This window comes from Teichococcus globiformis (assembly GCF_042646265.1).
GTDB classification, from domain to species: domain Bacteria; phylum Pseudomonadota; class Alphaproteobacteria; order Acetobacterales; family Acetobacteraceae; genus Pseudoroseomonas; species Pseudoroseomonas globiformis.
This window is the reverse complement of sequence record NZ_JBHRTN010000004.1, coordinates 16,422-40,435: the sequence shown is the minus strand read 5'-3', so window position 1 is coordinate 40,435 and position 24,014 is coordinate 16,422. Positions and strand designations below refer to the sequence as shown.

21 protein-coding genes are annotated in these 24,014 nt (G+C 68.7%); 11 read left to right on the top strand and 10 right to left on the bottom strand.

What is annotated here, in order from left to right; genetic code table 11:
• Positions 1 to 211: 211 nt before the first annotated feature.
• From ACFOD4_RS01970 to ACFOD4_RS01950, 5 genes are read right to left on the bottom strand one after another with little or no spacing between them, the layout of a single operon-like run.
• Positions 212 to 1,588 (bottom strand): MmgE/PrpD family protein, encoded by a 1,377-nt coding sequence (locus tag ACFOD4_RS01970; RefSeq protein ID WP_379593074.1) that lies wholly within the window; start codon positions 1,586 to 1,588, stop codon positions 212 to 214.
• A complete protein-coding gene (locus tag ACFOD4_RS01965) occupies positions 1,585 to 3,654 on the bottom strand; it encodes an acetate--CoA ligase family protein (protein ID WP_379593072.1) in 2,070 nt (689 codons plus the stop codon). Before ACFOD4_RS01965 ends, ACFOD4_RS01970 begins: the two co-directional genes overlap by 4 nt.
• Positions 3,651 to 4,484: an enoyl-CoA hydratase/isomerase family protein gene (locus ACFOD4_RS01960; protein WP_379593070.1), complete on the bottom strand. Its 834-nt coding sequence runs from the start codon at positions 4,482 to 4,484 to the stop codon at positions 3,651 to 3,653. Before ACFOD4_RS01960 ends, ACFOD4_RS01965 begins: the two co-directional genes overlap by 4 nt.
• 14 nt (positions 4,485 to 4,498) lie before the next feature.
• The gene (locus ACFOD4_RS01955) at positions 4,499 to 5,473 is read right to left on the bottom strand and encodes a D-2-hydroxyacid dehydrogenase family protein (protein WP_379593068.1); all 975 of its coding nucleotides are present in this window, start codon (positions 5,471 to 5,473) and stop codon (positions 4,499 to 4,501) included.
• A complete protein-coding gene (locus ACFOD4_RS01950) occupies positions 5,473 to 6,450 on the bottom strand; it encodes a Bug family tripartite tricarboxylate transporter substrate binding protein (RefSeq protein ID WP_379593066.1) in 978 nt (325 codons plus the stop codon). The genes ACFOD4_RS01955 and ACFOD4_RS01950 overlap by 1 nt, the downstream gene beginning before the upstream one ends.
• 135 nt (positions 6,451 to 6,585) lie before the next feature.
• Between ACFOD4_RS01950 and ACFOD4_RS01945 the strand changes: the two genes are divergently transcribed.
• Positions 6,586 to 7,476 (top strand): LysR substrate-binding domain-containing protein, encoded by an 891-nt coding sequence (locus ACFOD4_RS01945; protein ID WP_379593064.1) that lies wholly within the window; start codon positions 6,586 to 6,588, stop codon positions 7,474 to 7,476.
• 28 nt (positions 7,477 to 7,504) lie between these two features.
• On the opposite strand, the gene ACFOD4_RS01940 is transcribed toward ACFOD4_RS01945, so the two are convergent.
• Complete coding sequence (locus tag ACFOD4_RS01940; protein ID WP_379593062.1) at positions 7,505 to 8,518, bottom strand: threonine ammonia-lyase; 1,014 nt, start codon at positions 8,516 to 8,518, stop codon at positions 7,505 to 7,507.
• 69 nt (positions 8,519 to 8,587) lie between these two features.
• On the opposite strand from ACFOD4_RS01940, the gene ACFOD4_RS01935 reads away from it, so the two are divergent.
• The 4 genes from ACFOD4_RS01935 to ACFOD4_RS01920 all read left to right on the top strand — a co-directional run bounded on the left by ACFOD4_RS01935 (position 8,588) and on the right by ACFOD4_RS01920 (position 12,688).
• On the top strand, positions 8,588 to 9,937 hold the full coding sequence (locus ACFOD4_RS01935) for an aminotransferase-like domain-containing protein (RefSeq protein ID WP_379593060.1): 1,350 nt from the start codon (positions 8,588 to 8,590) through the stop codon (positions 9,935 to 9,937).
• Positions 9,938 to 10,254: 317 nt separating this feature from the next.
• Complete coding sequence (locus ACFOD4_RS01930; RefSeq protein ID WP_379593058.1) at positions 10,255 to 11,019, top strand: GGDEF domain-containing protein; 765 nt, start codon at positions 10,255 to 10,257, stop codon at positions 11,017 to 11,019.
• 33 nt (positions 11,020 to 11,052) lie between these two features.
• Complete coding sequence (locus ACFOD4_RS01925) at positions 11,053 to 12,123, top strand: single-stranded-DNA-specific exonuclease RecJ family protein (protein ID WP_379593056.1); 1,071 nt, start codon at positions 11,053 to 11,055, stop codon at positions 12,121 to 12,123.
• A gap of 115 nt (positions 12,124 to 12,238) precedes the next feature.
• A complete protein-coding gene (locus ACFOD4_RS01920; RefSeq protein WP_379593054.1) occupies positions 12,239 to 12,688 on the top strand; it encodes a GNAT family N-acetyltransferase in 450 nt (149 codons plus the stop codon).
• 101 nt (positions 12,689 to 12,789) lie between these two features.
• Here the strand turns inward: ACFOD4_RS01920 and ACFOD4_RS01915 are convergent, their stop codons facing one another.
• Complete coding sequence (locus ACFOD4_RS01915) at positions 12,790 to 16,125, bottom strand: PAS domain S-box protein (RefSeq protein WP_379593052.1); 3,336 nt, start codon at positions 16,123 to 16,125, stop codon at positions 12,790 to 12,792.
• A gap of 548 nt (positions 16,126 to 16,673) precedes the next feature.
• Positions 16,674 to 17,147: a hypothetical protein gene (locus tag ACFOD4_RS01910; protein ID WP_379593050.1), complete on the bottom strand. Its 474-nt coding sequence runs from the start codon at positions 17,145 to 17,147 to the stop codon at positions 16,674 to 16,676.
• A gap of 246 nt (positions 17,148 to 17,393) precedes the next feature.
• Between ACFOD4_RS01910 and ACFOD4_RS01905 the strand changes: the two genes are divergently transcribed.
• Positions 17,394 to 17,861: an acyl-CoA thioesterase gene (locus ACFOD4_RS01905; protein WP_379593048.1), complete on the top strand. Its 468-nt coding sequence runs from the start codon at positions 17,394 to 17,396 to the stop codon at positions 17,859 to 17,861.
• A gap of 31 nt (positions 17,862 to 17,892) precedes the next feature.
• Here the strand turns inward: ACFOD4_RS01905 and ACFOD4_RS01900 are convergent, their stop codons facing one another.
• On the bottom strand, positions 17,893 to 19,101 hold the full coding sequence (locus tag ACFOD4_RS01900; protein ID WP_379593046.1) for an MFS transporter: 1,209 nt from the start codon (positions 19,099 to 19,101) through the stop codon (positions 17,893 to 17,895).
• Between the two features lie 234 nt (positions 19,102 to 19,335).
• Here ACFOD4_RS01900 and ACFOD4_RS01895 point away from each other — a divergent pair, with 234 nt between their 5' ends.
• The 5 genes from ACFOD4_RS01895 to ACFOD4_RS01875 all read left to right on the top strand — a co-directional run bounded on the left by ACFOD4_RS01895 (position 19,336) and on the right by ACFOD4_RS01875 (position 22,911).
• Entirely contained in the window at positions 19,336 to 19,707 is a 372-nt protein-coding gene (locus ACFOD4_RS01895) for a DUF2946 family protein (protein WP_379593044.1), read from the top strand.
• Between the two features lie 147 nt (positions 19,708 to 19,854).
• Entirely contained in the window at positions 19,855 to 21,231 is a 1,377-nt protein-coding gene (locus ACFOD4_RS01890; RefSeq protein WP_379593042.1) for a PepSY-associated TM helix domain-containing protein, read from the top strand.
• Positions 21,232 to 21,298: 67 nt separating this feature from the next.
• Complete coding sequence (locus ACFOD4_RS01885) at positions 21,299 to 21,673, top strand: DUF2946 family protein (protein WP_379593040.1); 375 nt, start codon at positions 21,299 to 21,301, stop codon at positions 21,671 to 21,673.
• Between the two features lie 76 nt (positions 21,674 to 21,749).
• On the top strand, positions 21,750 to 22,385 hold the full coding sequence (locus ACFOD4_RS01880; RefSeq protein ID WP_379593038.1) for an SCO family protein: 636 nt from the start codon (positions 21,750 to 21,752) through the stop codon (positions 22,383 to 22,385).
• A 22-nt stretch (positions 22,386 to 22,407) separates the two neighbouring features.
• On the top strand, positions 22,408 to 22,911 hold the full coding sequence (locus ACFOD4_RS01875; protein WP_379593036.1) for a copper chaperone PCu(A)C: 504 nt from the start codon (positions 22,408 to 22,410) through the stop codon (positions 22,909 to 22,911).
• Between the two features lie 146 nt (positions 22,912 to 23,057).
• Here the strand turns inward: ACFOD4_RS01875 and ACFOD4_RS01870 are convergent, their stop codons facing one another.
• A complete protein-coding gene (locus tag ACFOD4_RS01870) occupies positions 23,058 to 23,639 on the bottom strand; it encodes a hypothetical protein (RefSeq protein WP_379593034.1) in 582 nt (193 codons plus the stop codon).
• Positions 23,640 to 24,014: the final 375 nt, after the last annotated feature.

Sequence of the window (24,014 nt, the reverse complement as noted above, 5' to 3'; positions counted from 1 at the left end):
CGGGACGTGGTCCGGCGAGTGCGTGGCCGTCATCGGCGCGAACCGTGTCCAGCCAATGGCGAACACAGCCCGGCGGCACGAAGCACGCTGGCGCCTTCCTGGCTTGGTTATCCGGCCATTCCGAAGAGGGGGCACCGCAGATGTCGGCGCCGCGGTTCAGAAGCCGGCTCGCGTGATCTCTGCCTCGCGGCTGATGGGACTTCCGGTTCAGTCATGGTGAGCGGCCTGTCACCATCGGTGCTGACAGAGTTACCAACACACCAGGAAGTTCCGTGCCTCGTCGGATCAGGTCTCGAAGCTCTGCCGTGCTCAGCATCCCCAGAACGGGTTCCGCCAGTTCTTCGAACTTGGCGTCGAGTTCCTCGTCGGTGAGCGGATCCTCCGGATCTCCCTTCCGGGTGGGTTGCTCGTGCTCAAACACTTGGCCATCCTTGAGCTCCAGCCGCAGCCGGGCCGCGCGGCGCCTCGGATAAACATCGACCAACTCCGGCGCCATGCTGACAGACACTTTCGGCATGAAGGCGTGCAGCACCGGGTCGCGCAGCCTCTCCGGCGAGAAGGCGTTCAGCCGGACGGCACCGTGGTGCAGCAACGCCGCCACGCAGTACTGCGTGCTGAACCGGGCCTCCTGCTCGGTTTTCACCAGCGGCCGGTCGCACATCTCCGCCGTCGCGTGGTATCCGGCGACGTGGATGCGCGACACGTCATCCGGCTGGAAGGGGTGCCGAGCCCTCAGGGCAAGCAGGCCGTCCAGCGCCGGAAAGATATGGCCGCAGCAGCCGTGGTTCTTGAAGGTCATTCCGCCGATCACGAAGCGCGTGCCGAGATCGGCCAGCGCCAGGTCCCAGCGCCCGGTCGAGCTGCTGGTGGCGGCGGCGAAGCCGGCCGGGCCATCCAGCACGTCCGCCGCGCCTTCCACGCCCGCCGCCGCGGCTCTTGCCGCCAGCACGCCCGCCTCGGCGGCATGGCCCGCATGCATCGGCTTGCTCATGCCGCTGCCGCGAAAGGCCTGCTGCAAGCCGCCGGACATGGTGGCGGCCAGGGCGATGGCGTGGCCGACCCGATCGGCATCGCAGTCCAGCAGCACGGCGGCGGCTGCGGCGGCGGCCATGGTGCCGACGGTGCCCGTGGTGTGCCACATGCGGTAGTGGCTGGGCTGCACCGCCAGCGCGATGCGGCCGCCGACCTCGTAGCCCGCCGCCATGGCCCGCAGCAACGCGTCCATGCCGGCGCCGCGCGCCTGCGCCACGGCCAGCGCCGCCGCCACGGTCGGGCTGCCGGGGTGCAGGCCGGAATCCCGGTGGATGTCGTCGAACTCCACCGTGTGGCTGGCAATGCCGTTCAGCAGCGCGGCGTGCCGGGCGGCACCGCGCCGCCCGTCCACGTAGCAGATGGCGGCGCCTTCCCCCCGCTCGTCCGCCAGCGCCGCCGCCAGCAGTGTTGCCGGCGGCTGTTGCGTGCCGGGCAGGGTCGCGGCGAACCAGTCCAGCAGCGCCCGCCGCGCGTGGTGCTCCAGGCCCTCCGGCCAGGCGGCATGCCGCCAGCCCGCGGCATGGGCGGCCAGGGCGGGCAGGGGGGCCGTGGTCACCGCAGGACCGCCAGCCCGTCCACCGCGCGGGCACCCTGTCCCTGCGGCAACACGAAGAGCGGGTTGATCTCCGCTTCCAGCAGGCGCTCGCCCGCCGCGCCGGCCATGGCGGCGAAAGCCATGACGGCCTCCACCAGGGCCGGCACGTCCGCCGGCGGGGCGCCGCGGTAGCCCTGCAGCAGGCGGGCGGCCTTCAGCTCTTCCACCATCGCCTCGGCATCGCTGCGGGAAATCGGCAGAAGGCGCAGGGTGGTATCCTGGAACAGTTCCGCCGCCACGCCGCCCGAGCCGAGCAGGATCACCGGGCCGAGCTGCGGGTCCCGGTGGAAGCCCAGGATCATCTCGACGCCGCCGCGGATGCGCTCCTGCACCAGGAAGCCTTCCGGATCCGGTGCCCCCGCGTCCTTCAGCCGCCGCAGCATGGTGGCGCAGGCTTCCGGCACCTCCTCCGCCGTCAGGCCGACGCGCACGCCGCCGATGTCGCTCTTGTGGGCGATGGCGCGGGACAGGATCTTGAGCACCACCTCGCCGCCCAGCGCGCGCGCGGCGGCGGCGGCGCCTGCCGCGTCGGCCGCCACGTGCTCGCGCGTCACCGGCACACCGAAGCGGGCGAAGATGCTTTTGCTTTCGACCTCGTTGAGATTTCCTGCGGGCAGGCCCGCCAGCACGGAAGCGTCCTCGGCGGCCGGGGCCGGCTGCGGCGCGGGCGCGCGGCGGTGCAGGGCGCGCAGCACGGTGGCGCAGCTTTCCGGCGTGGCGAAGGCCGGGATGCCCTGGCCGTTCAGCAGCCGCACCAGGTGCGGCGCGTGCGGGCTGACATAGGCCAGTACCGGCTTCTCGCTGCGCGCCTGGCACTCCACGATGGCGCCCGCCACGATGTCCGGCGTCGCCAGGGCAGAGGAGCCGATCACCACGATCACCGCGTCATAGCCCGGGCTTTCCAGCAGTGCGTCGATGGCGCCACGGAACAGGTCCGGCCGCAGCCCGGCCAGCGTGACGTCCACGGGGTTGCGGCCGATCGCGGCGGGGTCCTCGTTCAGCAGCGTGGCCAGGCGCTGCGTCGTCGCCGCGTCTGGCGCGGGCACCTCGATGCCCGCCAGCCCGCAATTGTCGGCCAGCAGCGTGCCCGCGCCGCCCGTGGAGGTCAGGATGGCGACCCGGTCGCCCTGGATGCGCCGCCCGCCCGCCAGCGCGGCGGGGATGTCCAGCAGGTCCGTGAAGCTTTCCGCGCGGATGACGCCGTACTGCCGGAACAGCGCGTCGTAGACGCGGTCCGCCCCGGCCAGCGCGCCGGTGTGCGACGTCGCCGCCCGCGCGCCGGAATCCGAGCGGCCAACCTTGTACACCACGATGGGCTTGCCCAGCTCCGCCGCCCGCCGCGCCGCCTGCTTGAACACCTCCGGCCGCCGCAGGCCTTCCATGTAGACGGCGATCACGTCGGTGGCCTCGTCCTCCACCAGGTGAGCGATCATCTCGCTGCTGTCGATGTCCGCCTCGTTGCCGGTGGACACCAGCTTGGCGAAGCCGATGCCGCGGTCCGCCGCGCGCGACAAAAGCGAGCCCAGGATGCCGCCGCTTTGCGACACCACCGAGATGCGGCCGGCGGCGAGGTTGCCGACTTCCAGCGCGCCGGTGGCCGACAGCATCATGCCGTCCGTCAGGTTCACCAGCCCGATGGTGTTGGGGCCGAGCAGCCGCATCCCGCCCGTCGCATCCTTCAGCGCCTGCTGGCGGCGGGCGCCGTCCTCGTTCGCCTCGCCATAGCCACTGGCCAGCACGATGGCGGCCTGGCAGCCCTTGGCTGCGAGGTCACGCACCGCCGCTTCCGCCCGGTCCGGGCCCAGCAGCACGATGGCGGCATCCGGTGCGCCGGGCAGGGATGCGACGTCGGGGAAGCAGCGCAGGCCCGCGATGCTGTCGGCGCGCGGGTTCACCGGCCAGATCTCGCCCGCGAAGCCGTATTTCTGCAGGTAGCCGACGGGGCGGCCGGTCATCTTGCTGGCGTCGGCGGAGGCGCCGATCACCGCGACGCTGCGCGGGCGCAGCAGGGCGCCGATGGCGCTCATGCCACCGCGCCCTTGTCCTTGGCAGCGCGGCGCTGCGCCACGCCTTCCAGGAAGGCCGCGACGGACTCCTGGTGCTCGCGCGAGCTGTAGCAGATCGCCTGCGCCTGGCTGCCCATGGCGAAGACCTGCTCCACCGAAAGCTCGAAGGTCTGGTCGAGGATGTTCTTGCTCAGCGCCAGCGCGGCGGGGGCGCCGTGGCTCAGCTCGGCGGCCCATGCGCGCGCGTCCTGCAGCAGCGTGTCCGCGCCCGTGACACGGTCGATCATGTTGATCCGCAGCGCTTCCTCCGGCTCCACCGTGCGGCCGGAGAAGATCAGCTCCTTGGCGCGCGGCAGGCCAACGCGGCGCGGCAGGAAGTACATGCCGCCGCCATCCGGGATCAGCCCGCGCAGGATGTAGGTCATGGCGAAGCGCGCGGCGTCCGAGGCGATGATGAAGTCGCAGCACAGCGCGACGTCGCAGCCGAGCCCGGTGGCGGCGCCGTTGACGGCGGCGATGGTGGGCTTGGGCAGCGCGTGCAGCATGGAAATGGCGTGGTGCGTGCGCTGCTGCCGGCGCCAGCCGTTCAGCGCCACCTCGCCCGGCGGCACGGACAGGCGCGCCTGCATCGACTTCACGTCGCCGCCGGCGCAGAAGCCGCGGCCCGCGCCGGTGACCACCAGCGCCTTGATGCTGTCGGTCCTGGCAACGTGGTCCAACGCCGCCATCAGGTCGGCGCGCATGGCGTCGTCGATGGCGTTGCGCGCGGCCGGGCGGTTCAGGGTGAGCACGGCGACGGGGCCTTCGGCGTCCAGCAGGATGGCGTCGGATTCGGTGGAGGTGGGGGTCATGGAGGCGGTCCTCGTCAGGCTTTGGCGGCGGCGTTCAGCGGCCGCGGCAGGGGAATGCCCTCGTTCCAGGCCCGCAGGCATTCCACCGTGCCTTCGAAGTACTGGCGGAAGTTCTGCTGCGTGACGTAGCCGAGATGCGGCGTCAGGATGGTGTTCGGCGCCTGCCGGATGGGGTCGCCGGCGGTCATCGGCTCGGGCTCGTGCGTGTCGATGGCGGTGCCGCCGAGCCGGCCGCCGTGCAGTGCCGCGACCAGCGCCGGCTGGTCCACCAGCGGGCCGCGCGCGGTGTTTACCAGCAGCGCGCCGGGCCGCATCAGCGCCAGCTCCGCCGCGCCGACGATGCCGCGCGTGCTGGGCCCCAGGCCGAGATGCAGCGTCAGGATGTCGGCCCGGCGGAACAGGGTTTCCTTGTCCACCAGCTCGGCGCCCGCGGCTTCGGCGGTGGCCGCGGTCATGTTGGGGCTCCAGGCCAGCAGCCGCATGCCGAAGGCGCGGCCGATGGCGGCGACGCCGGCGCCGATGCGCCCCAGCCCGGCGATGGACAGCGTCGCGCCTTCCAGCCCGAGCCCGGCCCCCTGCTGCCATCCGCCCTGCCGCAGGAGCCGTTCCTGCTGCGGGATGCGGCGCGCCAGGGCCAGGATCAGCCCCCAGGTCAGCTCCACCGTCGGCGAGGGCAGGGAAGGCGTGCCGCAGACGGCGATGCCGGCGGCGTCACAGGCCTCGAGGTCGAGCACGCGGTTCCGCATGCCGGTGGTCACCACCAGCCGCAGCCCGGGCAGGCGCCGCACCAGGCTGGCGGGAAAGGCGCTGCGTTCGCGGATCAGCACCACGGCATCGGCGCCCTCGGCCTCGATCCGTGCGGCGAGCGCGTCTTCGTCCAGCTTCTGGTCCAGAAAGGCGACGGGCAGGCCGGACCAGTCGGTCGAACCCGGCGCGGCGTTGCCGAAATCGTCCAGCACCAGGATGCGGCGGAGTGGGGCGCGCGGCATCACTCGGCCCGGATGTTGGCGCGGGTGACGACTTCCTGCCAGCGCGTGCGGTCCGTTTCGATGAAGCGCGCGTAGTCGGCGGGCGTCGGGCTCATCTCGATCTCGACGCCTTCCTCGGCCAGGCGCTGCTTGGCGCCGGCATCCGCCAGGGTGGCGTTCAGCGCGGCGTGCAGCGCCGCCACGCGGTCGGCCGGTATGCCCGCCGGGCCCAGGAGGCCGTACCAGGTCGAGGACAGGATCCTGGGGAAGCCCTGCTCCACCGTGGTCGGCACGTCCTGGAGAAAGTCCAGCCGTTGCGGGGCTGCGACGGCAAGGGCGCGCAGGCCACCCGATGCGATGTGGGGCCGGAGCGGCGCCGCGGCGTTGGTCAAGATCTGGACGCGCCCCGCCAGGACATCGGTGATGGCGGGCCCCGTGCCACGGTAAGGGATGTGCTCCATCTCGGCACCGAACTCGAGCGAGAGCAGAGCCCCCAGCACATGACCCGTTGTTCCCACCCCGGGGCTGGCATAGGACAGCGGCGGCCTGGCGCGGCGAGCCAGGTCCCGCAACTCGCCCATCGTGCGGGCCTCGACCTTCGGATTCACCGTGATGACATTCGGCGCGTTGCCGATGAAGCCCACCGGCGCGAAGTCGCGGATAATGTCGTACGGGATCTTTGGCTGGACGAGACTGCTGATCAGGAAGCTCCCGCTGCCGCCCAGCAGCAGCGTGTAGCCATCTTTCGGGGCCGTCGACACCGCCTCGTTGCCGAGCACGCCACCGGCACCGCCCCGGTTCTCCACCACAAAGGTTTGCCCCAACCGGGCTCCCATCCCTTCCGCGATGACACGGCCTACGATGTCGTTGCTGCCGCCTGCAGCAAAGGGGATGATCAGGCGGATCGGCCTGTCAGGATAGCGCCCCTGGGCCAGAACAGCCGGGGCACGGAGCCCGGCCAGGGCAGGCAACATCATCAGGGCGGTGCGGCGGTTCATGGGCGGGTCCTCCGGTGGCTTGCCGTGCGGACATGCCGCCGGGCGCCTTGTTTCCGGCATTCTCGTCCTGGCGGGATGAGGCAGGAAAGTCCTAGAATTCCTTGCTGTACCCCAACCAGATGTTAGGGTGGCGTGATGAACCGTCCGCCGTTGCCCTATGAAAGCCTGTGGGCTTTCCGCATCGTCGCGGAGACCGGCAGCCTGACGGCGGCAGCGGCCACGTTGGGCGTTACGCAACCGGCGGTCAGCAAGCGGCTGCGCGACCTGGAACTGACCCTGGGCTGTTCGCTGGTCCGGCGCGGCGTCAACGCCATCGGCCTGACCAAGGCTGGGGCGCGCTTTGCGGAAGAGTTGCAGGAAGGCTTCGCGCAGATCCAGGCCGCGGTGGATCACCTGCAGACCCAGTCAGCGCCCCTGCGCATCCGCGCCTACACCACCTGGGCGTTGCGGTGGCTGATCCCGCGGCTGCCCCGCTTCCATGCGGCGCATCAGGGCATCGACGTGGAGGTCTCCACCTCGACGGCCATCGTCGACCTGGCGCGGGAGGGCGTGGACGCGGCCGTCCACACGGTGCCGGCCAGTGCGGCGCCACCGTTCGGGGGACGGCGCTTGCAGGCGGTCGTCATCTCGCCCTTCGCCGCGCCGTCGCTCATGAAAGGCGCGCAGGGTCGATGGCCTGGCTCGGCAAGGCTGCTGGGTAGCAAGGTCCGTGCCGGGGACTGGGACCTCTGGCTGCGGCAGGCAGGGGCAGCCACCACGCAGCCTCCCCTGCTGTTCGAAAGCACGACGCTGGCGATCCAGGCAGCCCTGGAGGGGCTGGGCGTTGTCATTTGCTCTCCGTCCTTCGTGCGCGATGAGGTGCAAACAGGGAAGCTCGTGGCACTCTCGGATATCAGCATCCCGACGGGCGACCTCTACTGGCTCTTTCTGCCAACCGGCCGTGTCGGCGAAGCCCTCGGCATCTTCGCGGACTGGCTGGTCCGCGAAGCGCAGGCCGAGAATGCTCTCCCGGATCAGGAGCCGTAGAGACATCCCAGCCGTTCTTCCGCCGCAGTCAGGTGATGGTGGAAAGCGCGCGCTGGTACATGCCGGGGTCTACATTCGCACCGGTCAGGACCACGGCGACAATGCGGTTCGCGACAGGCAGGCGGCCGCACAAGGCAGCAGCGAAGGCCACGGCGGCACCCGGCTCCACCACCAGCCTGAACTCCTCGAAAGCCACTCGCATGGCCTGAAGGGCTTCGGTGTCGCTCACGACCAGCCCACCGCCAAGGCGGGGCGCGTTGATGGAGAAGGTGAGGATCCCCGGCATCGGCGCCTGCACGGCATCGCAGATTGAGGTCGCGCCGGGCGCGTTTCCCAGCCGCATCCCCGCCGCGAGGCTGCGGGCCGTGTCATCGAAGCCTTCCGGTTCCGCGGCGAAGACGCGCGTGGTGGGCGTCAGGGTTTCCAGGGCCAGGGCGCAGCCCGCCGTCAGGCCTCCCCCGGCGCAGCACACCACGAGCGCGTCCGGCACCGCACCCATTGCCTTGGCCTGTTGCGTGACCTCCAGGCCGAGCGTGGCCGCCCCGGCGATGACGCGACGGTCATCGTAGGGCGGCACGAGGATGAGGCCTCGCTCCGCCGCCAATCGCCGTCCCAGCGCTTCACGGTCCTCGGTCGCCCGATCGTAGAGCACGACCTCCGCACCCCATCCGCGGGTCCGCTCGATTTTCGCGGCCGGGGCATCGGACGGCATGGCGATCACCACCGTCCCGATGCCCAGGCGTTGCCCGGCCCAGGCCACGGCCTGAGCATGGTTGCCGGACGAGAAGGCAACCACCCCATGTGACCGCTCCTCAGACGACAGCAGGGAAAGGCGATTCCAGGCGCCGCGTGCCTTGAAGCTGCCCGTTCGCTGCAGCCCCTCCGCCTTGACCAGCAGGCGCCCACCCAGGCGTGCGTTCAGGCACTCGCTCTCCAGCAGCGGGGTTTCGACAAGCACGCCTCGGATACGCCTGGCCGCCTCCTCGATTTCTTGGAAGGTAGGGGGTGTCAGGTGCCAGGGAGTGGGGGTGCCGTCGTTCATGCCTGCAAGGTTGGAAGTGCAGGGCGGGTGAGGCAATAAGAGGATTGTCTCAGAGACAATGATGGCGGCATGGGTATGGGCGCGAAGGAAATCGCCGCGATCCTGGAGGCAGAGATCCTGGAAGGCAGGCGGCTGCCCGGCGCGCGGCTGCCGACGCACCGGGACCTTGCTTTCCGCCACGGTGTAGCCCTCAACACCGCGTCGGGCGCCATGCGGCTGCTGGAGGCGCGGGGCCTTGTGGTGGGGGAAGTGGGACGTGGCAGCTTTGTCCGTACGCCAGGCCACATCGACGCCGCCTCATTCCGGATTGAGGAGACCGGGCCCGGCCTGATCGACCTGTCCCGCAATGTGATGTCCTTGCCGGGTCTGGCCGATCGTTTCGAGCGAGCGGCGCAGCTCGTCCTGCGGCGGGAGCGTGTCGCCATTGCCGACTACCAGCCTCACGCCGGACGTGCGGCCGACCGGGCCGCCGGAGCCGCCTGGCTGTCGCGGCGCGGCCTGCCCGATGACCCGTCCCGCGTGGTGATCTGCGCGGGTGCGCAGCACGCCGTCATGGTCGCGCTGATGGCCACCACCCGACCCGGCGACACGATTGCGGTGGAAGCGCTGAGCTGGCCTGGCATCAAGGCCAGCGCAGCGGCACTGGGGCTCGAAGTCCTGCCGGTGCCGATGGATGGGGAGGGGCTGCGGCCGCGCGCCCTGCTGCAGCTGGCAGCGCGCCGTCGGATCGCGGCGCTCTACTGCATGCCGTCGCTGCAGAACCCCACGGGCGTGACGATGCCCGCGCGGCGGCGCGACGCGGTGGCCGCGATTGCCCGGCGCCTCGACTTTCGCATCATCGAAGACGACGCCTACGGCTTCCTGACGGAGGACGACGCACCGATCCCGCCGCTGGCGGTCTTGGCACCTGAGCGGAGCTGGCACCTTCGCTCCACGTCCAAGAGCTTTACCCCTGGTCTGCGGGCAGCGTGGATGCTCGTGCCGCCCGGACGGGAGGAGCAGGCCGCGAATCTCGTTCGCGCAACGGTCTGGACCGCGCCACCCCTCGGAGCCGCTATTGCCTCGCTCTGGGTGGGGAACGGGACCGCGGCGCTCCTGGAAGCAGAGAAACGCCGCGAGGCGCGCGCACGTCAGGCCCTCGCCAGGAGCCTGCTGCCCATCCCGGCGTCGCCTCACGCTCACCCCGCCTCGATGCACCTCTGGCTCGACCTGCCACGCAGGGGGACGGCACAGGAGCTCGCGCAACGCCTGACCACCCTTGGGGTGAAAATCTCCCCCGGAGCAGTCTTCGGGATCGGCAGCGCGCCCAACAGTGTGCGGCTGGCCCTTGGTGCGCCCATGGATCGTGAAGATCTGGAGCGGGCGCTTCGTATCGTTGCGCGGGCTCTGAGGCCACGCACTTCCATCGTCAGGCCGTGAAGGACCGCTTCAGGTCGCTCGCCAGCGATTGCATCGTCCTGGGCAGCGAGCGCTTCTCCTCGGGTTCGGGCCGGAAGCGGCTATCCCTCTGCCAGCCATCAGGATTGACGCAAGCCACCCGCTTCCGCAGCCACCCACCCGCACCAGGCCCGACCTATTCGGCCGTCGCCCTGGTCAGCGCCGCACCAGATCGAGTGCCTGCCATTAACGCCCCCTTCACAGTCCATGCCCTAAAATGCTCCCGGCTCCCCGGTCGCGCGATCAAGGGTTGGGCAGGGACAGGCGGGGGTACACCTTTGCGCAGGCTGTGGACTCTCGTGGCAGCTCCGGAGCTGAAGGACCGCCAGGACCTCATCCGATACGTCTTCCTGGCGTCGGGCTTGGCCGTGGCCATGGCCCTGGTGCTGGACATCGTCAACCAGCTCACCTTCTTCCATGACTGGCCTACGGCCGTTAGGTCGTGGATCATCACGATCGGGGTCGCGATCGTCATCGCCGGGCCGATCTTGTCATGGATCGGGAAGGCGCATCTGGCGCTGTACCAGGCCAAGCAACAGGTTGACGCGCTGAGCCGCACCGATCCGCTCACGGGCCTTCCCAACAGACGGGCTCTGCTGGAACGCGCCGAGCAGTCGCACGTAACCCTGATGGTGCTGGTCATTCTGGACATCGATCACTTCAAGAAGGTGAACGATGTGTACGGCCATCGCACGGGGGATGCGGTGCTGCGGGAGGTCAGCCGGATCATGGACACCTCGCTGGCCGACATCGGCATGCTGGGACGAATCGGCGGAGAAGAATTCGCGCTGATCTCCAGCGGCGTCCCACCCGGACAGGTCATGGAGCGTCTGGCAGAGCTTCGCCATCGCATCGCGGAGCGCCCGCTCATGGCGGCAGGCCAGGCCGTCGCCGTGACCATCTCGGCTGGGATGGCCGTGGGACATGGCAAGACGCTCGATGAGCTCTACAGTGAGGCTGACCGTGCCTTGTACGCGGCCAAGAATGGCGGTCGGAACCAAATTCGCCGCTCCGACGAACTCCAGGCCATCTACGAAGCCGAGGCAAGCCGCTCCGCGGCCTGACAACCCCCCCGCGCCTCCGCGCATTATCGGCGGATGGAACCTTGCAGCGTCGCGCGTACCCGGGCCGCTTCCGCTTTCGCCGAGGCACTCCGGAACTTCCAGCCAGGCAAGCCTGCCTGGGTCCTTGGCCACAATGACGCGGACGGGCTGGCCGCCACAGCCCTGTTCGCCCGTGCCCTGGAACAGGCAGGATGGACGGTGCGAACCCGCATCGTGGGCAGGGGCGAAACCCCGTGGTCCGCAGCCATGCGGGAGGAGCTGGCCGACGAGCCTGCAGGCGGGATGGTCATCACCGATCTGGGCGTCCGGAACTCGCTGCCGAAGCCGGGCATCGCCACCGTCGTGGTGGATCACCATGTCCCGGGCGACGCTCCGGCCGGCGCCACGGTGATCAGCGGGTACGGGCAGGACCCGATCCCCACCTCCTCGCTGTTGGCCTTTTGGTGCGCCGGCGCAGTGGCCGATGCAGAGGACTGGCTCTGGCTGGCGGCCTTGGGGCTGATCGGCGACATGGCCGAGAAGGCCGGCTTTCCCGAGATGGAGGCGGCGAGGCGGTTCGGCATAACGGCCCTGCGGGATGTTGTGGCGCTGGTGAATGCGCCGCGGCGCAGTGCGTCAGGCGATGCCAACGCGGCGCTGCGGCTGCTGATGGTTGCGGATGGGCCAAAGGACGTGCTGTCTGGCCGCTGGCCGGAGATCGCGGTGCTGCAGGCCGCGCGATCGGAGGTGAAGCGGGAGTTGGAGGCGGCGCGCCGTGTGGCGCCCCTGGTTCGGGACGAGGTTGCGCTGATCCGGTTCGCTTCGCCCACCCAGATCCATCCCCTGATCGCCCAGCAATGGCGAAGCCGGCTGAAGAACAAGATCGTGATGGCTGCCAATACCGGTTACCGGCCGGGCTGGGTGCATTTCGCCGTGCGCTCGGGGGATGATCGGGATCTCGTGGCCTTCCTGGCAGAGCATCGTCCGGCGGGAGCTGACGAGATGTACGGCTCTGGCCATCGGCAGGCGACTGGCGGTGCATTGAGAACGGAGGACTGGAACGCCTTCATTGCCGGCCTCGGCTTCGGCCAGTCGGCCAGCGTGGTGACCGCCGCGCCAGGCTGAGCAGTCCCGATGCCGCCTGGCATGGTTCCGCCGGTGAACCGGACTGGACCATTGTTCCCTGGAGCTGGAGGCAGTTCATGCACATCCGAGCCGCAACACCCGCTGATGCGCAAGCATGAGCCATGTGCTCGAGGACATCATCGGACTGACCGGCCGACAGCGTCCCAGCGAGCCCGCCTTTGTTCTGGCCAGCTACATCCTCAATCCATCCGGCATCCGATGTTCGGTTGCCGTGGATGACAAGCTGGGCTTTCTGGGCTTCCAGTCCCTGATCAGGGCCAGCGCTGGAAACCGCTATGGCGTTGCGGAGGGTTGGGGGATCATCGGCACCAACATCAGTCCATATGCACACAGGCAAGGCGTCGGAGCAGCGCTGTTCCGGGTGAGCAGCCAAGCCGCGGTTGAAGCCGGCATCGCGATGATCGATGCATCGATCGGCACGAATAATCCTGGCGCTCTGCAGTACTACGAAGCGATCGGTTTCCGCACCTACCGGGAACAGGACGGCGTGATTGGAAAGGTGTTCGCGGTTCCACGGCAGAATCGGAGCGCCGGCGAAGGTTAGCATCGTTCATGCGGAAACCCCTTGCAGCCTCGTCAGCAGCCGGATGATCGGCGGGGGCTCCAGGGGGGATTGCGCCGGGCGAGCCCTTGGTGCCCCGTGTGTCAGGACGTTCGGCCGGTGATCAGCTCCTTGATGCGGCTGGCCAGGGCTTCCATGGCGAACGGCTTGGTCATCACGTGCATGCCCGGAGCCATATGCCCGTTGCCCAGCACCGCGTTCTCGGCATAGCCCGTGATGAACAGCACTTTCAGCCCCGGACGGTGAAGCCTGGCCAGATCGGCCATCTGCCTTCCGCTCATACCGCCGGGTAGCCCGACATCCGTGACCAGCAGGTCGATCCGGGAAGCCGACCGCAGCACTTCCAGCCCGGTGGTTCCGTCCACCGCCTCGATCGCGGCATAGCCCAACTCCTCCAGCACTTCCGTGACCAGCATGCGGATCGTCGGTTCGTCATCCACCACCAGAACGGTTTCGCCGGGCCCGGCCCGCGGCGCTTCGGCAAGGTCCGGCGGTTCATCCTGGTGTTCCACCGCGCCAAGGTGGCGGGGCAGGTAAAGGCGCATCGTCGTGCCCTGGCCAACCTCCGAATAGATCCGAACCTGCCCTCCGGATTGCCGCACGAAGCCATAGATCATCGACAGGCCCAGGCCGGTGCCCTGGCCGATCGGCTTGGTGGTGAAGAACGGTTCGAAGGCCCGGGCCGCGATCTCGGGCGGCATACCGGTACCGGTATCGGTCACGCAGATCGCGATGTACTGGCCCGGTGCCATATCCCGATCCCGTGCCGAGCGATGGTCGATCCAGGTGTTGGCCGTCTCGATGGTCAGCCTGCCGCCAGCGGGCATCGCATCCCGGGCGTTGATGGCCAGATTCAGCAAGGCGTTTTCCAGCTGGTTCGGATCAACCAGAGTCGCCCAAAGCCCGGCTGCGGCCACGATCTCGATCGTGATGGCGGGTCCAACGGTGCGCCGGATCAGCTCCTCCATTCCGGCCACCAGGCGGTTGGCGTCGACAGGGCGGGGATCGAGGGTCTGCTGGCGTGAAAAGGCGAGAAGACGATGGGTCAGGGTCGCGGCCCGCTTGGCGGCGCCCTCGGCGGCCAGCACGTAACGGTCGGCATCCTTGAACCGCCCTTGCGCCAGCCGGATGCCCAGGATTTCGAGGGAGCCGGTGATGCCAGTCAGGAGGTTGTTGAAATCGTGCGCCAGGCCGCCGGTGAGCTGACCGACCGCCTCCATCTTCTGGCTTTGCCGCAGCGCCTCCTCTGTTCGCCGCAGCGTCTCGGCCGCCTCCTTCTCGGCCTGCATGTCGCGGCCGACGGCGTGGATGAAGCGCTCGTCCGGCACAGCGGTCCAGGACAGCCAGCGATAGTGGCCATCCTTCTGGCGGTACCGGTTCTCGAAGCGAAGCGTGGTCTGCCCGTCCGACAGCTTGCCGACCTCAGCCAATGTCGCCTCGACATCCTCGGGATGAAGGAGGCTCATGAAGTCGCGGCCAACCAATTCGTCTGCTTCCCAGCCCAGCAGTGTGGTCCAGGCAGGGTTCACCGCCTCGATCCGCGCCTGAAAATCCGCCACAAGCATGATGTCGGTGGAAAGCCGCCACATCCGGTTGCGGTCGCGCGTCTGCTCCTCCACCTGCTCCTCGAGCGATTCCGCGAGGTTGCGCAGCGCCTTCTCGGCCCGGCGGCGCTCGATAGCCGATCGGGTGCGCTCGGCGACGTTGCGCATGAAGGTCAGCTCGCCCTCGCTCCAGACGCGGCCCACGCCGTTGTTGACAAAGAACAGGGCCACGAAGCGGCCTTGCTCCATGAGCGGTAGATTGACCATCGCCCTGGCCTCTACCGCCGAAAGAGCCTCGACGCGGTGAGCGGTGCGGGGATCATGCTCCACATCTGCGATGGCGACGGTGTCGCCGCGCTGCAGATCCCCGACATAGTCACCGAAGGCGCAGAGGTCGAACTGCCCTGCAACATCGGCCATGCCGGGTCGTGTCCAGCTCTGGGTGATGGTCAGCACCCGCCCTTCGGCATCCATCGTGCCATAGCCCGCGCGGCTGGCACCGAGTGTCCGACCTATGATCTCGGAGGCGGCGTAGGCCATCTGCTCCAGATCCGGTGCTTCCTGCAACCTGTCGCCGAGTACCAGGAGGGCGTTGCGCTTGGCCTCGGCCTGGATGTGCCCAGTGACATCGATGAAGACCACCGCGAAGCGGTCGCCCTCCACATGGTGCGCTCGGCCTTCATACCACCGGTGAAGTCCGCCAACCCGGTGTGTGAAGGTCATCGGTTGCTTGGTGGCTACCAGGCGGGACATGTCCGCGACCCACGCGTCTGCGGCGTCGGGAAGCAGCTCCCGCACAGTGCGGCCGGTGGCGCTGCCGGGCGGAATGTTCATCAGCCGGCCCCAGGCCGGATTCACCTCGAGGTAGCGCCAGTCGGTCACCAGGCCTTTATCGTCGCGGATCAGCTCACCGAGGATGATGCCCTCTTCCAGCCGCTCGAACAGGCCGCGCCAGTGCGCCTCGCTCCGGGCCAAGGTCAGCTCGGCCTTGCGTCGGTCGGAAATGTCGTTGAACAGGATGGCAACCTGATGCTCCTCGGGAGCTCCGATCCGCAGCGCCTGCACGTCGTACCAGCGGCCGAACGACACCGCGGCATTCTCGAAGCGCACAGGTAGTCCGGTCAGGGCGACCCGCCCATAGGTATCGAACCAGTGCCGCTCCAGATCCGGTGCGATCTCGCTGACCCACTTGCCTTTGGAGCCGAACAGGCCGGTCATGCGCTCGAAGGCGGGATTTCCCTCGACGATCCGGTAATCGATGGCACGGTCTGAACCGTCGAAGCGCATCTCGACAATGCAGAAGCCGGTTTCAATGGCATCGATCAGGGTGCGGTAATGGGTCTCGCTCTTCTCGATGGCCATGGCGGCCGACCGCTGCTCTGCCAGGGCGCGATGCAGTTCCAGCTGCGCCATGACCTGCCGCGCCAGTGCCTTCAGGCCGAAGCTCTGCCGCTCCGTCAGCCCCTCCGGCCGGGGCTGGGTGTCGAGCACGCATAGCGTGCCAAGCGGCAATCCGCCCGGCGTCCTCAGCAGCTCCCCGGCGTAGAAGCGGAACCGCGGTCCACCCGTGACCAGCGGGTGATCGGTAAAGCGAGGATCGTTCCGCAGATCGGGGATGACGAGCTTGCCCTCGGCGCGGAGAAGCCGTGCGCAGATGGCATCGTCCAGCGGCATTTCCCGAACGCCGATGCCCCGTTCCGCCTTGAACCATTGCCGGTCCGCGGCGATCAGGTTGACCGCGGCAACCGGTGCCTCGAGCAATTCTGCCGCCATGCGAACCAGGTCGTCGAAATCGCGCTCTGTGGGCGTGTCGAGCACTCCGTACCGGTCCAGAGCCTCGAGCCGGTCTGCTTCCGTCCAGTCCGGCGCACTCATCGCCCTGCCCGCAACAGGCGGCCCTGAAAGGTCCGGCGACCGGGGACCATGCCGCTCCTGGGATCAGGCAGGGATCTCCGGGTGGCCACGGGCGATCCGGTACATCCTCGGACGCGGCAGGTTCTGGAAGCGTGCCGCCGGAGCGGGCTCCGCATGCCGGGGAGGCCGGGAAGGGGTGCGATCACGAGGGCCCTGGAATGAAAATTTGGAAGCATTTGCCAGAGCCAAAAGAGGTTTCTGAAGGTCTGGGCAGGTTGGATTTCCCCCGAGGCCCCGAGGGGGTCAACCGGCCGGACAGGTCAAGGTTTCGTTTACTGGTCAACTCCAGCGTTCGGCAGCCAGGCGCGGGCGGTGTGTGGCACTGAGCTGCCACGCTTCGGCCTGCGCCGGCGGTACGGCATCCCTCAGCGCAGCGAGGAACGGGCTGGCGACGCGATCAGCTTCTTCTTCCCCCCCCCCGGAGGCGGCGTCGGGTTGCCGCGTCGGAGGCCGGACAAAGACGATGCTTGGGCCGTGCGTGGAGCGGCTCGGCTATGCTTCGCACACGTTCAAAAGCCCTGTCTGCCGGATAGCCGTTCCAAGTTGCGCAGAATGGCGATCGCGCCGATAAGAACCACCGCGTCCTCCACCAGGCCGGTCGAAACCTGACCATGGCGGGAGATGGCGGCGAGCCGTGCGCGCAAGCCCAGATGGGAGGCCAGCACCGCGGTTGTTCCGCCAAGCGCCGCGGCAAGCCAGCGCTGCCGGCGCGGCGCGAGCAAGCCACCGGCTATGGCGGAGGTCATGAACCGTGTCGCCAGTCCGATGGCGATCGTGCGGTTGGGGGCCGATTTCATCTTGTCGCCGGCTAACTCGGCGGCTGCCAGAGCCACGGTGGCGGCCACGATAGCTGGATGTCCGAGGCTCGGCGGAGCGCCGCTGTGCGGCGGCAGACGGTTTTGCGCGGCCGCAACGGCAACCGTGGCCAACGGCATCATGCCGCGTTGTCCGCCGACAAGACCCATCAGGAAGGAGGCGAGCATGTGCTGATCCCGGAGCGAGATGGGAAAAGAACCATGCTCCGGGACGGCGGTTTCGCCCGTGCTTCTCCGCCGCTGCCTTCCATGGCCCAACGCGCCCCGGGAGACCGCCTTGCCGGGACACGCCCGGGTAGACCGGAACACGATCCAGCTGTGAGATGAGCGGAACAGTCAGATCGGTGCGGCTTTGGCAAGGTGGAGGCCAGCCGCCACCGATTGGAGCGCCGGCTCTTGAGAAAGGAAGAACCCATGGCCCAGGCCGAGCAATGGAACGCGGATGCGCCGGTGTTGACCCGGGTGCGGCCGGAATGGGTGGATCATTATGGCCATATGAACCTTGCCTTCTATGTCACCGTCTTCGACATGGCGACGGATGCATGCTGGCCTGCCCTCAGTCTCGGCCCATCTTTGCGGGCGCAGGGTCTCGGCACCTTCGCGGCGGAAAACTGGGTATCGTATCGCCGCGAGGTGAGGCTGGACGATCCGCTCTCCGTCACCAGCGCGGTGCTGGCGCACGACGAAAAGCGGCTACTGATCCGGCACCGCATGTTCCATGCGGAAGCTGGGTTCGAGAGCGCCCGCTGCGAGTTGCTGTTCCTGTGCGTCGACCTGACTGTACGGCGGGTATCCCGGTGGCCGGAGGCGGCGCGGACGGCGTTCGGTGCCGCGCCCACCGGCGCGCCGCCCGAGCGGCTCGCTCTGCGCCGGTCGGCCTAGCGGCGTTCAGCCGCGTGGAATCCGGTCGGCTTTATCTGCCCGGCTGGCGCCTGCCGAGGATAAGCAGCAGCATGGCCAGAACCGACAGTCCTGCGCCGAGCAGGAAGGGCATCGCCGACCCGAAGCTCTGCCATGCCCAGCCTGCCGCGGTGTTTCCAACCAACACCACGAGGCCGGTCACGAGGTTGAACGTGCCAAAGGCGCTGCCCTTCAGCCCCTCCGGGCTGGCGCCGGCGATCATGGCGCCGAGAAGCCCCTGCGAGAAGCCCATGTGGAGCCCCCAGAGAACAGTGCCGAGGAGATAGACCCAGGCGGCGGTGGCGAAGGCCAGCACCAGATGCGCGGCAACCAGAAAGGCCAGGCTCCAGAGCAGCAGCCCCATGCCACCGACGCGATCCGATAGGCGGCCGACCGGGTAGGCGGCCAATCCATACACCGCATGCATGATCACCATGGAAAGCGGAACCCAGCTGGGCGAGAAGCCCGCTTCCAGGGATTTCAGCAGCACAAAGGCCTCGCTGAACCGCGCCAGCATGATGATCGCGGCGATGCCGATCACCGCCCATACGGCACGGTTCAGTCGAAACGCCTGCGACAGCCGGAAATCGGGGCGCTTCGCCCCGCCCTCTCCAGGCGGCTCCTTCACGCCCCAGGCCAGAACCGCCACGGCGAGCGCTGCGGGGATCACGGCCATCCAGAACACGGTTACGATGTTGCCGGCCAGCAGCATCATCGCCGCGATCGCGAGCAGCGGACCGAGAAAGCCGCCCACGGTGTCGAGCGACTTGCGCAGCCCGAAGCTGGCGCCCCTGATAGCGGGTGGGCTGACCGCAGCGATCATGGCGTCGCGCGGCGTTCCGCGGATGCCCTTGCCCACGCGGTCCATGGCCTTGGCCAGGATGATCAGGTCGATGCTGGCCGCCAATGGAAAGACGAGCCGCGAGAGCGCCCCGATGCCGTAGCCGAGCACGGCCAGCGGCTTGCTGCGGCGACTCCAATCTGCAACCAGCCCTGAAAGGAACTTGGTCGCGGTTGCGACGGCCACCGAAAGGCCCTCGATGAAGCCGATGGTCATGGCAGATGCGCCGAGGCCGGTCGCCAGGTAGAGCGGCAGCAGGGTCTGCACCATCTCGGACGAGATATCCATCAGCAGGCTCACCAGGCCCAGCACCCAGACTGTGGCGGGGATGGACCTCCGAGGTGGGGCGGCCTCCATCTCGGCGCGCTGTGGAGAAAGCATCGGAGTACCGCCTCGTCGCAAGTCAATGCAGGACGCTATGCGCCTGCCGGCGCAGCCACCACAAGCGGGTCCCTGGCGGTTCCGGTCCCGCCTGCCGACTGGCGGCAGTGAAGGGGACAAGCATCGCGGCTCCGGCCCAACCCTTTGCCCTCCGGTGCTGAGAGGCTGACCCTGCGAGCCGCGACAACCTTGCCGCGTGACAAGCTTCGGGTGAGTTGGTAGGCACTTCATGCCATGTTGCGCCCGGCCCGCCCGATGCTTCGCCTTCTGGCCCTGCTGCTTCTGATGCAGTGGGGGGGCTGGCCCTTGCCACATCTCGGCGGCATGGCCGCGGCGGGCGAACTCACCGTGATCTGCTCCCCCGAGGGGCTGCACGAGGTGCGGATCGGCCCCGATGGAAAGCCTGTCGAGCCGCCACCCATGGCGATGGGCTGCTGCCTGATGTGCCAGGGGCCACTGGCTGGGGGCGATTTGCTTCCACCCCCGGTCCTGCCTGAGCCGAGCGTGGTCGCGGCGCCGTCCGTGGCCATGGCGGAGGCGGTGCGGCAGCTGTTGTTCAGTCCGCCGCCCAACACCCACCGTTCCCGCGCGCCGCCATTCTCCTGAAGCGTCCGACCGTCCTGGCCTGAACCGCCGACCCGTCGCTGCTTTCCGGAGTTCCCTTATGGTTGCCATGAACCACGCATGGACAGGCGCGCATGCCCTCCTGCCCGCTGATCTGTTTTTCCACCCTTTTGCCGGCCGAGGCGGCCGATGAGTCCTCCCCACACGGCCACGGCTGCCGAGCTCAAGGCCTTCGTGACCAGGCTGCACTTCTACGTCGGCCTGTTTGTCGGGCCCTTTCTGCTGGTGGCCGCCGTGACTGGCGTGCTCTACGTCATCACGCCCCAGCTGGAGGAGGTGGTCTACCGCGGCGCCCTGACCGCGGAAGCCACGGGTCCGGCGCAGAGCCTGGCGGCGCAGACGGAGGCCGCCAGAACCGCGGCCGGAGCCGATGCGCGCCTTTTCGCAGTCCGTCCGGCAACGGCGCCAGGCCGCACCACGCGTGTGATGTTCTCGGACCCTTCCCTCGGGGAATCGGAAAGCCGCGCCATCTTCGTGGATCCGGTGACGCTGGCGGTGCGGGGTGATCTCACCGTTTATGGCACCAGCGGCATCCTGCCTTTCCGCACCACGCTGGACTACCTGCACCGCAACCTGCTGCTGGGCGATTTTGGCCGCTTGTACAGCGAACTGGCCGCCTCCTGGCTCTGGGTCGCGGCGCTTGGCGGCATCCTGCTCTGGCTGTGGCGACGGACCGGGCGCCTGTCGCAACAGAATCCGAGGAATGCCCGGTTGCGTACGCGGCGGCTGCACGGGCTGCTTGGCGTCACCTTGTCCCTCGGCCTGCTGTTTCTGTCCGTCACCGGGCTGACATGGTCACAATGGGCAGGGGGGCGCATCGATGGCCTGCGCAGTGCCCTGGGCTGGGTGACGCCGTCCGTGTCGGCGGCCCTGACGCCGGGACCAGTGGTGCCGGTCGGCGACCATGCGGATCACCACCAGCATCATGGCAATGGGGCGGCGATTCCTGTGGATGCGGCATCCCGCCTTGACGAGGTGCTGGCCGTGTCGCGCGCGGCGGGCATCGACTCCCCCCTGGTGGAGATCCGCCTGCCAAGAGCCGACCGAGCATGGCTTGTGCGGGAATACGATCGCTCCTGGCCGACGCAGGTGGATACCGTCGCCATAGACCCGGCCTCGATGCAGGTGACCAGCCGCGCCGACTTCACCAGCTTTCCCCTTGTGGCCAAGCTAATCCGCTGGGGCATCGACATCCACATGGGCGTCCTGTTCGGCGTGGCGAACCAGATCCTGATGGCGGCTGTGGGCCTCGGCCTGGTCGCGGCGACCCTGTATGGCTACCGCATCTGGTGGCAGAACCGGCCTGCACCCGGCGCCCTTCCGCGAACACTGATGCAGAGCTGGCTGCAGCTGCGGGCACCAGCCCGCGCCATTGTTGCGCTGGTGGCCGCAGGCTTCGCATGGGCCCTGCCTGTGGCGGGCGCCAGCCTGGTGGCCTTTCTGATCGTGGATGTTCTTCGCTGGCGAATGGCCAGGCCGTCGCCGCGGCCGCTTCCGGCGGAATGAGGCCGGTCCTTCCTTCATGGCGGCGGCGGGTGACATCCCGCACGGCCTTCGGTAGAGATCCGCGGCGATGACCGACCGGGGCAGGCACCTGCTGCGCATCCTGACCACCCTGCTGCTGGTGCAGTGGGTGGCGGCGCTGGAGCCTGGCCTTCGGGCGCTTGTCAGCGTCGCCTCCGCCCAAGCGGTCGAACTTTGCAGTTCGTCCGGCCAATACCGCACCGTCCTGCTCGATCCGGATGGTCGGGAGGTGCCGCAGCACGAGGGGCATCCGGGCTGTCCGCTGTGCCGCCACGCGCCGCCGATCGGGCTGCCGGCGCCGTCAGCCATATCTCTCGGCCTGGTTGCTGCCAGCACGATGGACTATCCCCCGGCCCGGCGGAACGTGCTCCCGCCACCGCCGCGCGGACCGCCGCAACTGCCCCGGGGGCCGCCCGTCGCCTGATTGCCGAAACACCGCCGCCGTCTGGGAACCCTGCTCCGACGGCCCACCGCCATTCGCGTTGCGATGGATTCGCCGCATGTCCTTTTTGCCGAAACGCGACCGGCTGGTCGCGTACCTTGTTCTCGCGTCACTGCTTCTGACAGGCGTGGCTTGGCTGTTCGATCCCGGCCGCGATGCCACCGCCCATGCCTACCCCGCCGAAGCGTCGTTCTCCGGGGGCCGGCCGGCCGGCGGTTCCTTTGTGCTCGTGGATCAGGACGGGCAGCCGAAAACCGATGGCGATTTTCGAGGTGGCTGGACGCTGATCTATTTCGGCTATGCCTCCTGCGCCGATGTCTGCCCGACCGAGCTCGCCACCATGGTCGGCGCGCTGGATCTGCTGCCGGAGGAGGTGGAAAGCGATGTCAGCCCCGTTCTCATCTCGGTCGATCCGGAACGCGATACCCCCGCTCTTCTGGGGGAATATGTGCCGCAATTCCATCCCCGATTGACCGGGCTGACCGGCACGCCGGAGCAGCTCGGACCGGTGCTGCAGGCCTATGGCGTGGTCGCCGAAAAGCGCTACTCCGGCGGGTCTGCCGAGTATTCGATGGATCATTCCTCCTTCTTCTACCTGCTGGCGCCTGACGGGCGCTTGCAGGCCGTCTTTCACCCCGGCCTGTCGCCGGAGGCCTTGGCCGGCGGCCTGTCCCGCCGCATCGCCGAGTCCTGAGAAATCACCTGGAGTTTCTGCCATGACAATGCTTCTCCGCCGGTCCCTGGCTGCCTTTGCCGTCCTTCCGCTGATTCCCCTCCACCCCGTCGCGGCGCAGCAGGCGGCGGCTGCCTCCTCCGGGGCGCTCGCGATTGAACAGCCCTGGGCACGGGCCGCCGTGCGGGGCGGGACCGGCGGCGTGTTCATGACCATCCGGAACAAGGGCGGCAGCGCCGATCGCCTGGTCGGTATCTCCAGCCCGCTGCCGCGCGTCGCGGAAATCCACTCCACCCAGCGGGATGGCGACGTGATGCGGATGCGGCCGGTGGAAGCCATCGAGATCCCGGCCGGAGGGAGCGTCACGCTTCAGCCGGGCGGGCTGCACCTGATGCTGGTGGGGCTGAAGGAGCCGATGCCCGCTGGCGGCTCCGTGCAGGTAACACTGACGTTTGAGCGGGCCGGGGCCATCACGCTGGAGGTACCGGTGGGGGCTGCTGGCGCCGGGGGGCATGGCCATGGCCATAGCCACGGTATGCGGCACTGAGCGTGCTTTCGGCCGCCTGATGCGTGGAAGCCACGATGGGCGGCGGTGCGGCCGCGAATCATCACCCGCGCGCCAGGCGTGGATCGTTGACGCGGCCGGCGTTCTTCCCCGGGAGCAAGGGGCGGTGGCCGGGCCGGATGGTGACCTCAGCGCGGGATCGAGTCGGAGGAAAGCGCCACCAGCAGGCGCCAGCCGCGCAGAAAGCCGGCATGGGCGTCGGGCGCCTCGGCCGGCATCAGCACGATGGGGGATGCTTCGCCCATCCGTGACAGCATGTCGGGCAGACTGACAGCGGTGATGAGGCCTCGGAGGACAGGTGTTTCCTGGTCCTCCTCCATGTCTGAGCCAAATCGCACGGTCCATATTCCTTCCGGCTCGGGCAGGGCCTGAGAGTCGGCCGCGATACCGAAGCGGCGGGCGACCAGCCCGTTCGGCTTTCCTTCCACAATCCAGCCGCTTCTTCCCCCCTGGTCGGGAACATGCCCGCGGGGAGCTTCCAGCCAGAAGAGCGGCGGCAGCCCGTCCAGCACGGCAGGGGATTGCGACACAGTGGACGAGGCCAGCCCGCCCGCCAGAACGGTCACATCACCTTCGACCGCCACCGCTGGCGCGCCCTCCGCACGCAAGCGACGTAAGGCACGCCGGGCCTCGTGCGGCGCGCTCTCGTTCAGCATGGCGGCCAGCAGGCTGTTCTCGGGGAATCGTGGCCTCGCATTGGTCTGCATCATGCGCCTTCCTTGAGGTGCTCCGTGATGCCTGAAGGCCGCTGGCTGCGCCACTCGCTGTTGCGGGCCGAAGCCATGACGGCGCCTGTTCGCTGACGGCCGCACTGGACGGGGTTGCAGCGCGGGCATCCGGACGAAACCCCTTCCATCGCGCCGGCTGCCCGGCTCTTATGGTGCCAGCATCAACACGCATCGCGTGCAATGCCCAGAAGGCCGCAAAGGTCCGGGGATCGGGGGACGTGCCATGGTACCTTGTTCCATCCTGCTGGCTTGGACCGCACCTGTCGTGCGCTGCCGGTCATGAGGCAACAGGGCACACCGGGAAACCGGGCCGCCAGGGCCAGGACGATGCCCGGTCCGATTGCATTCCGGCGATGG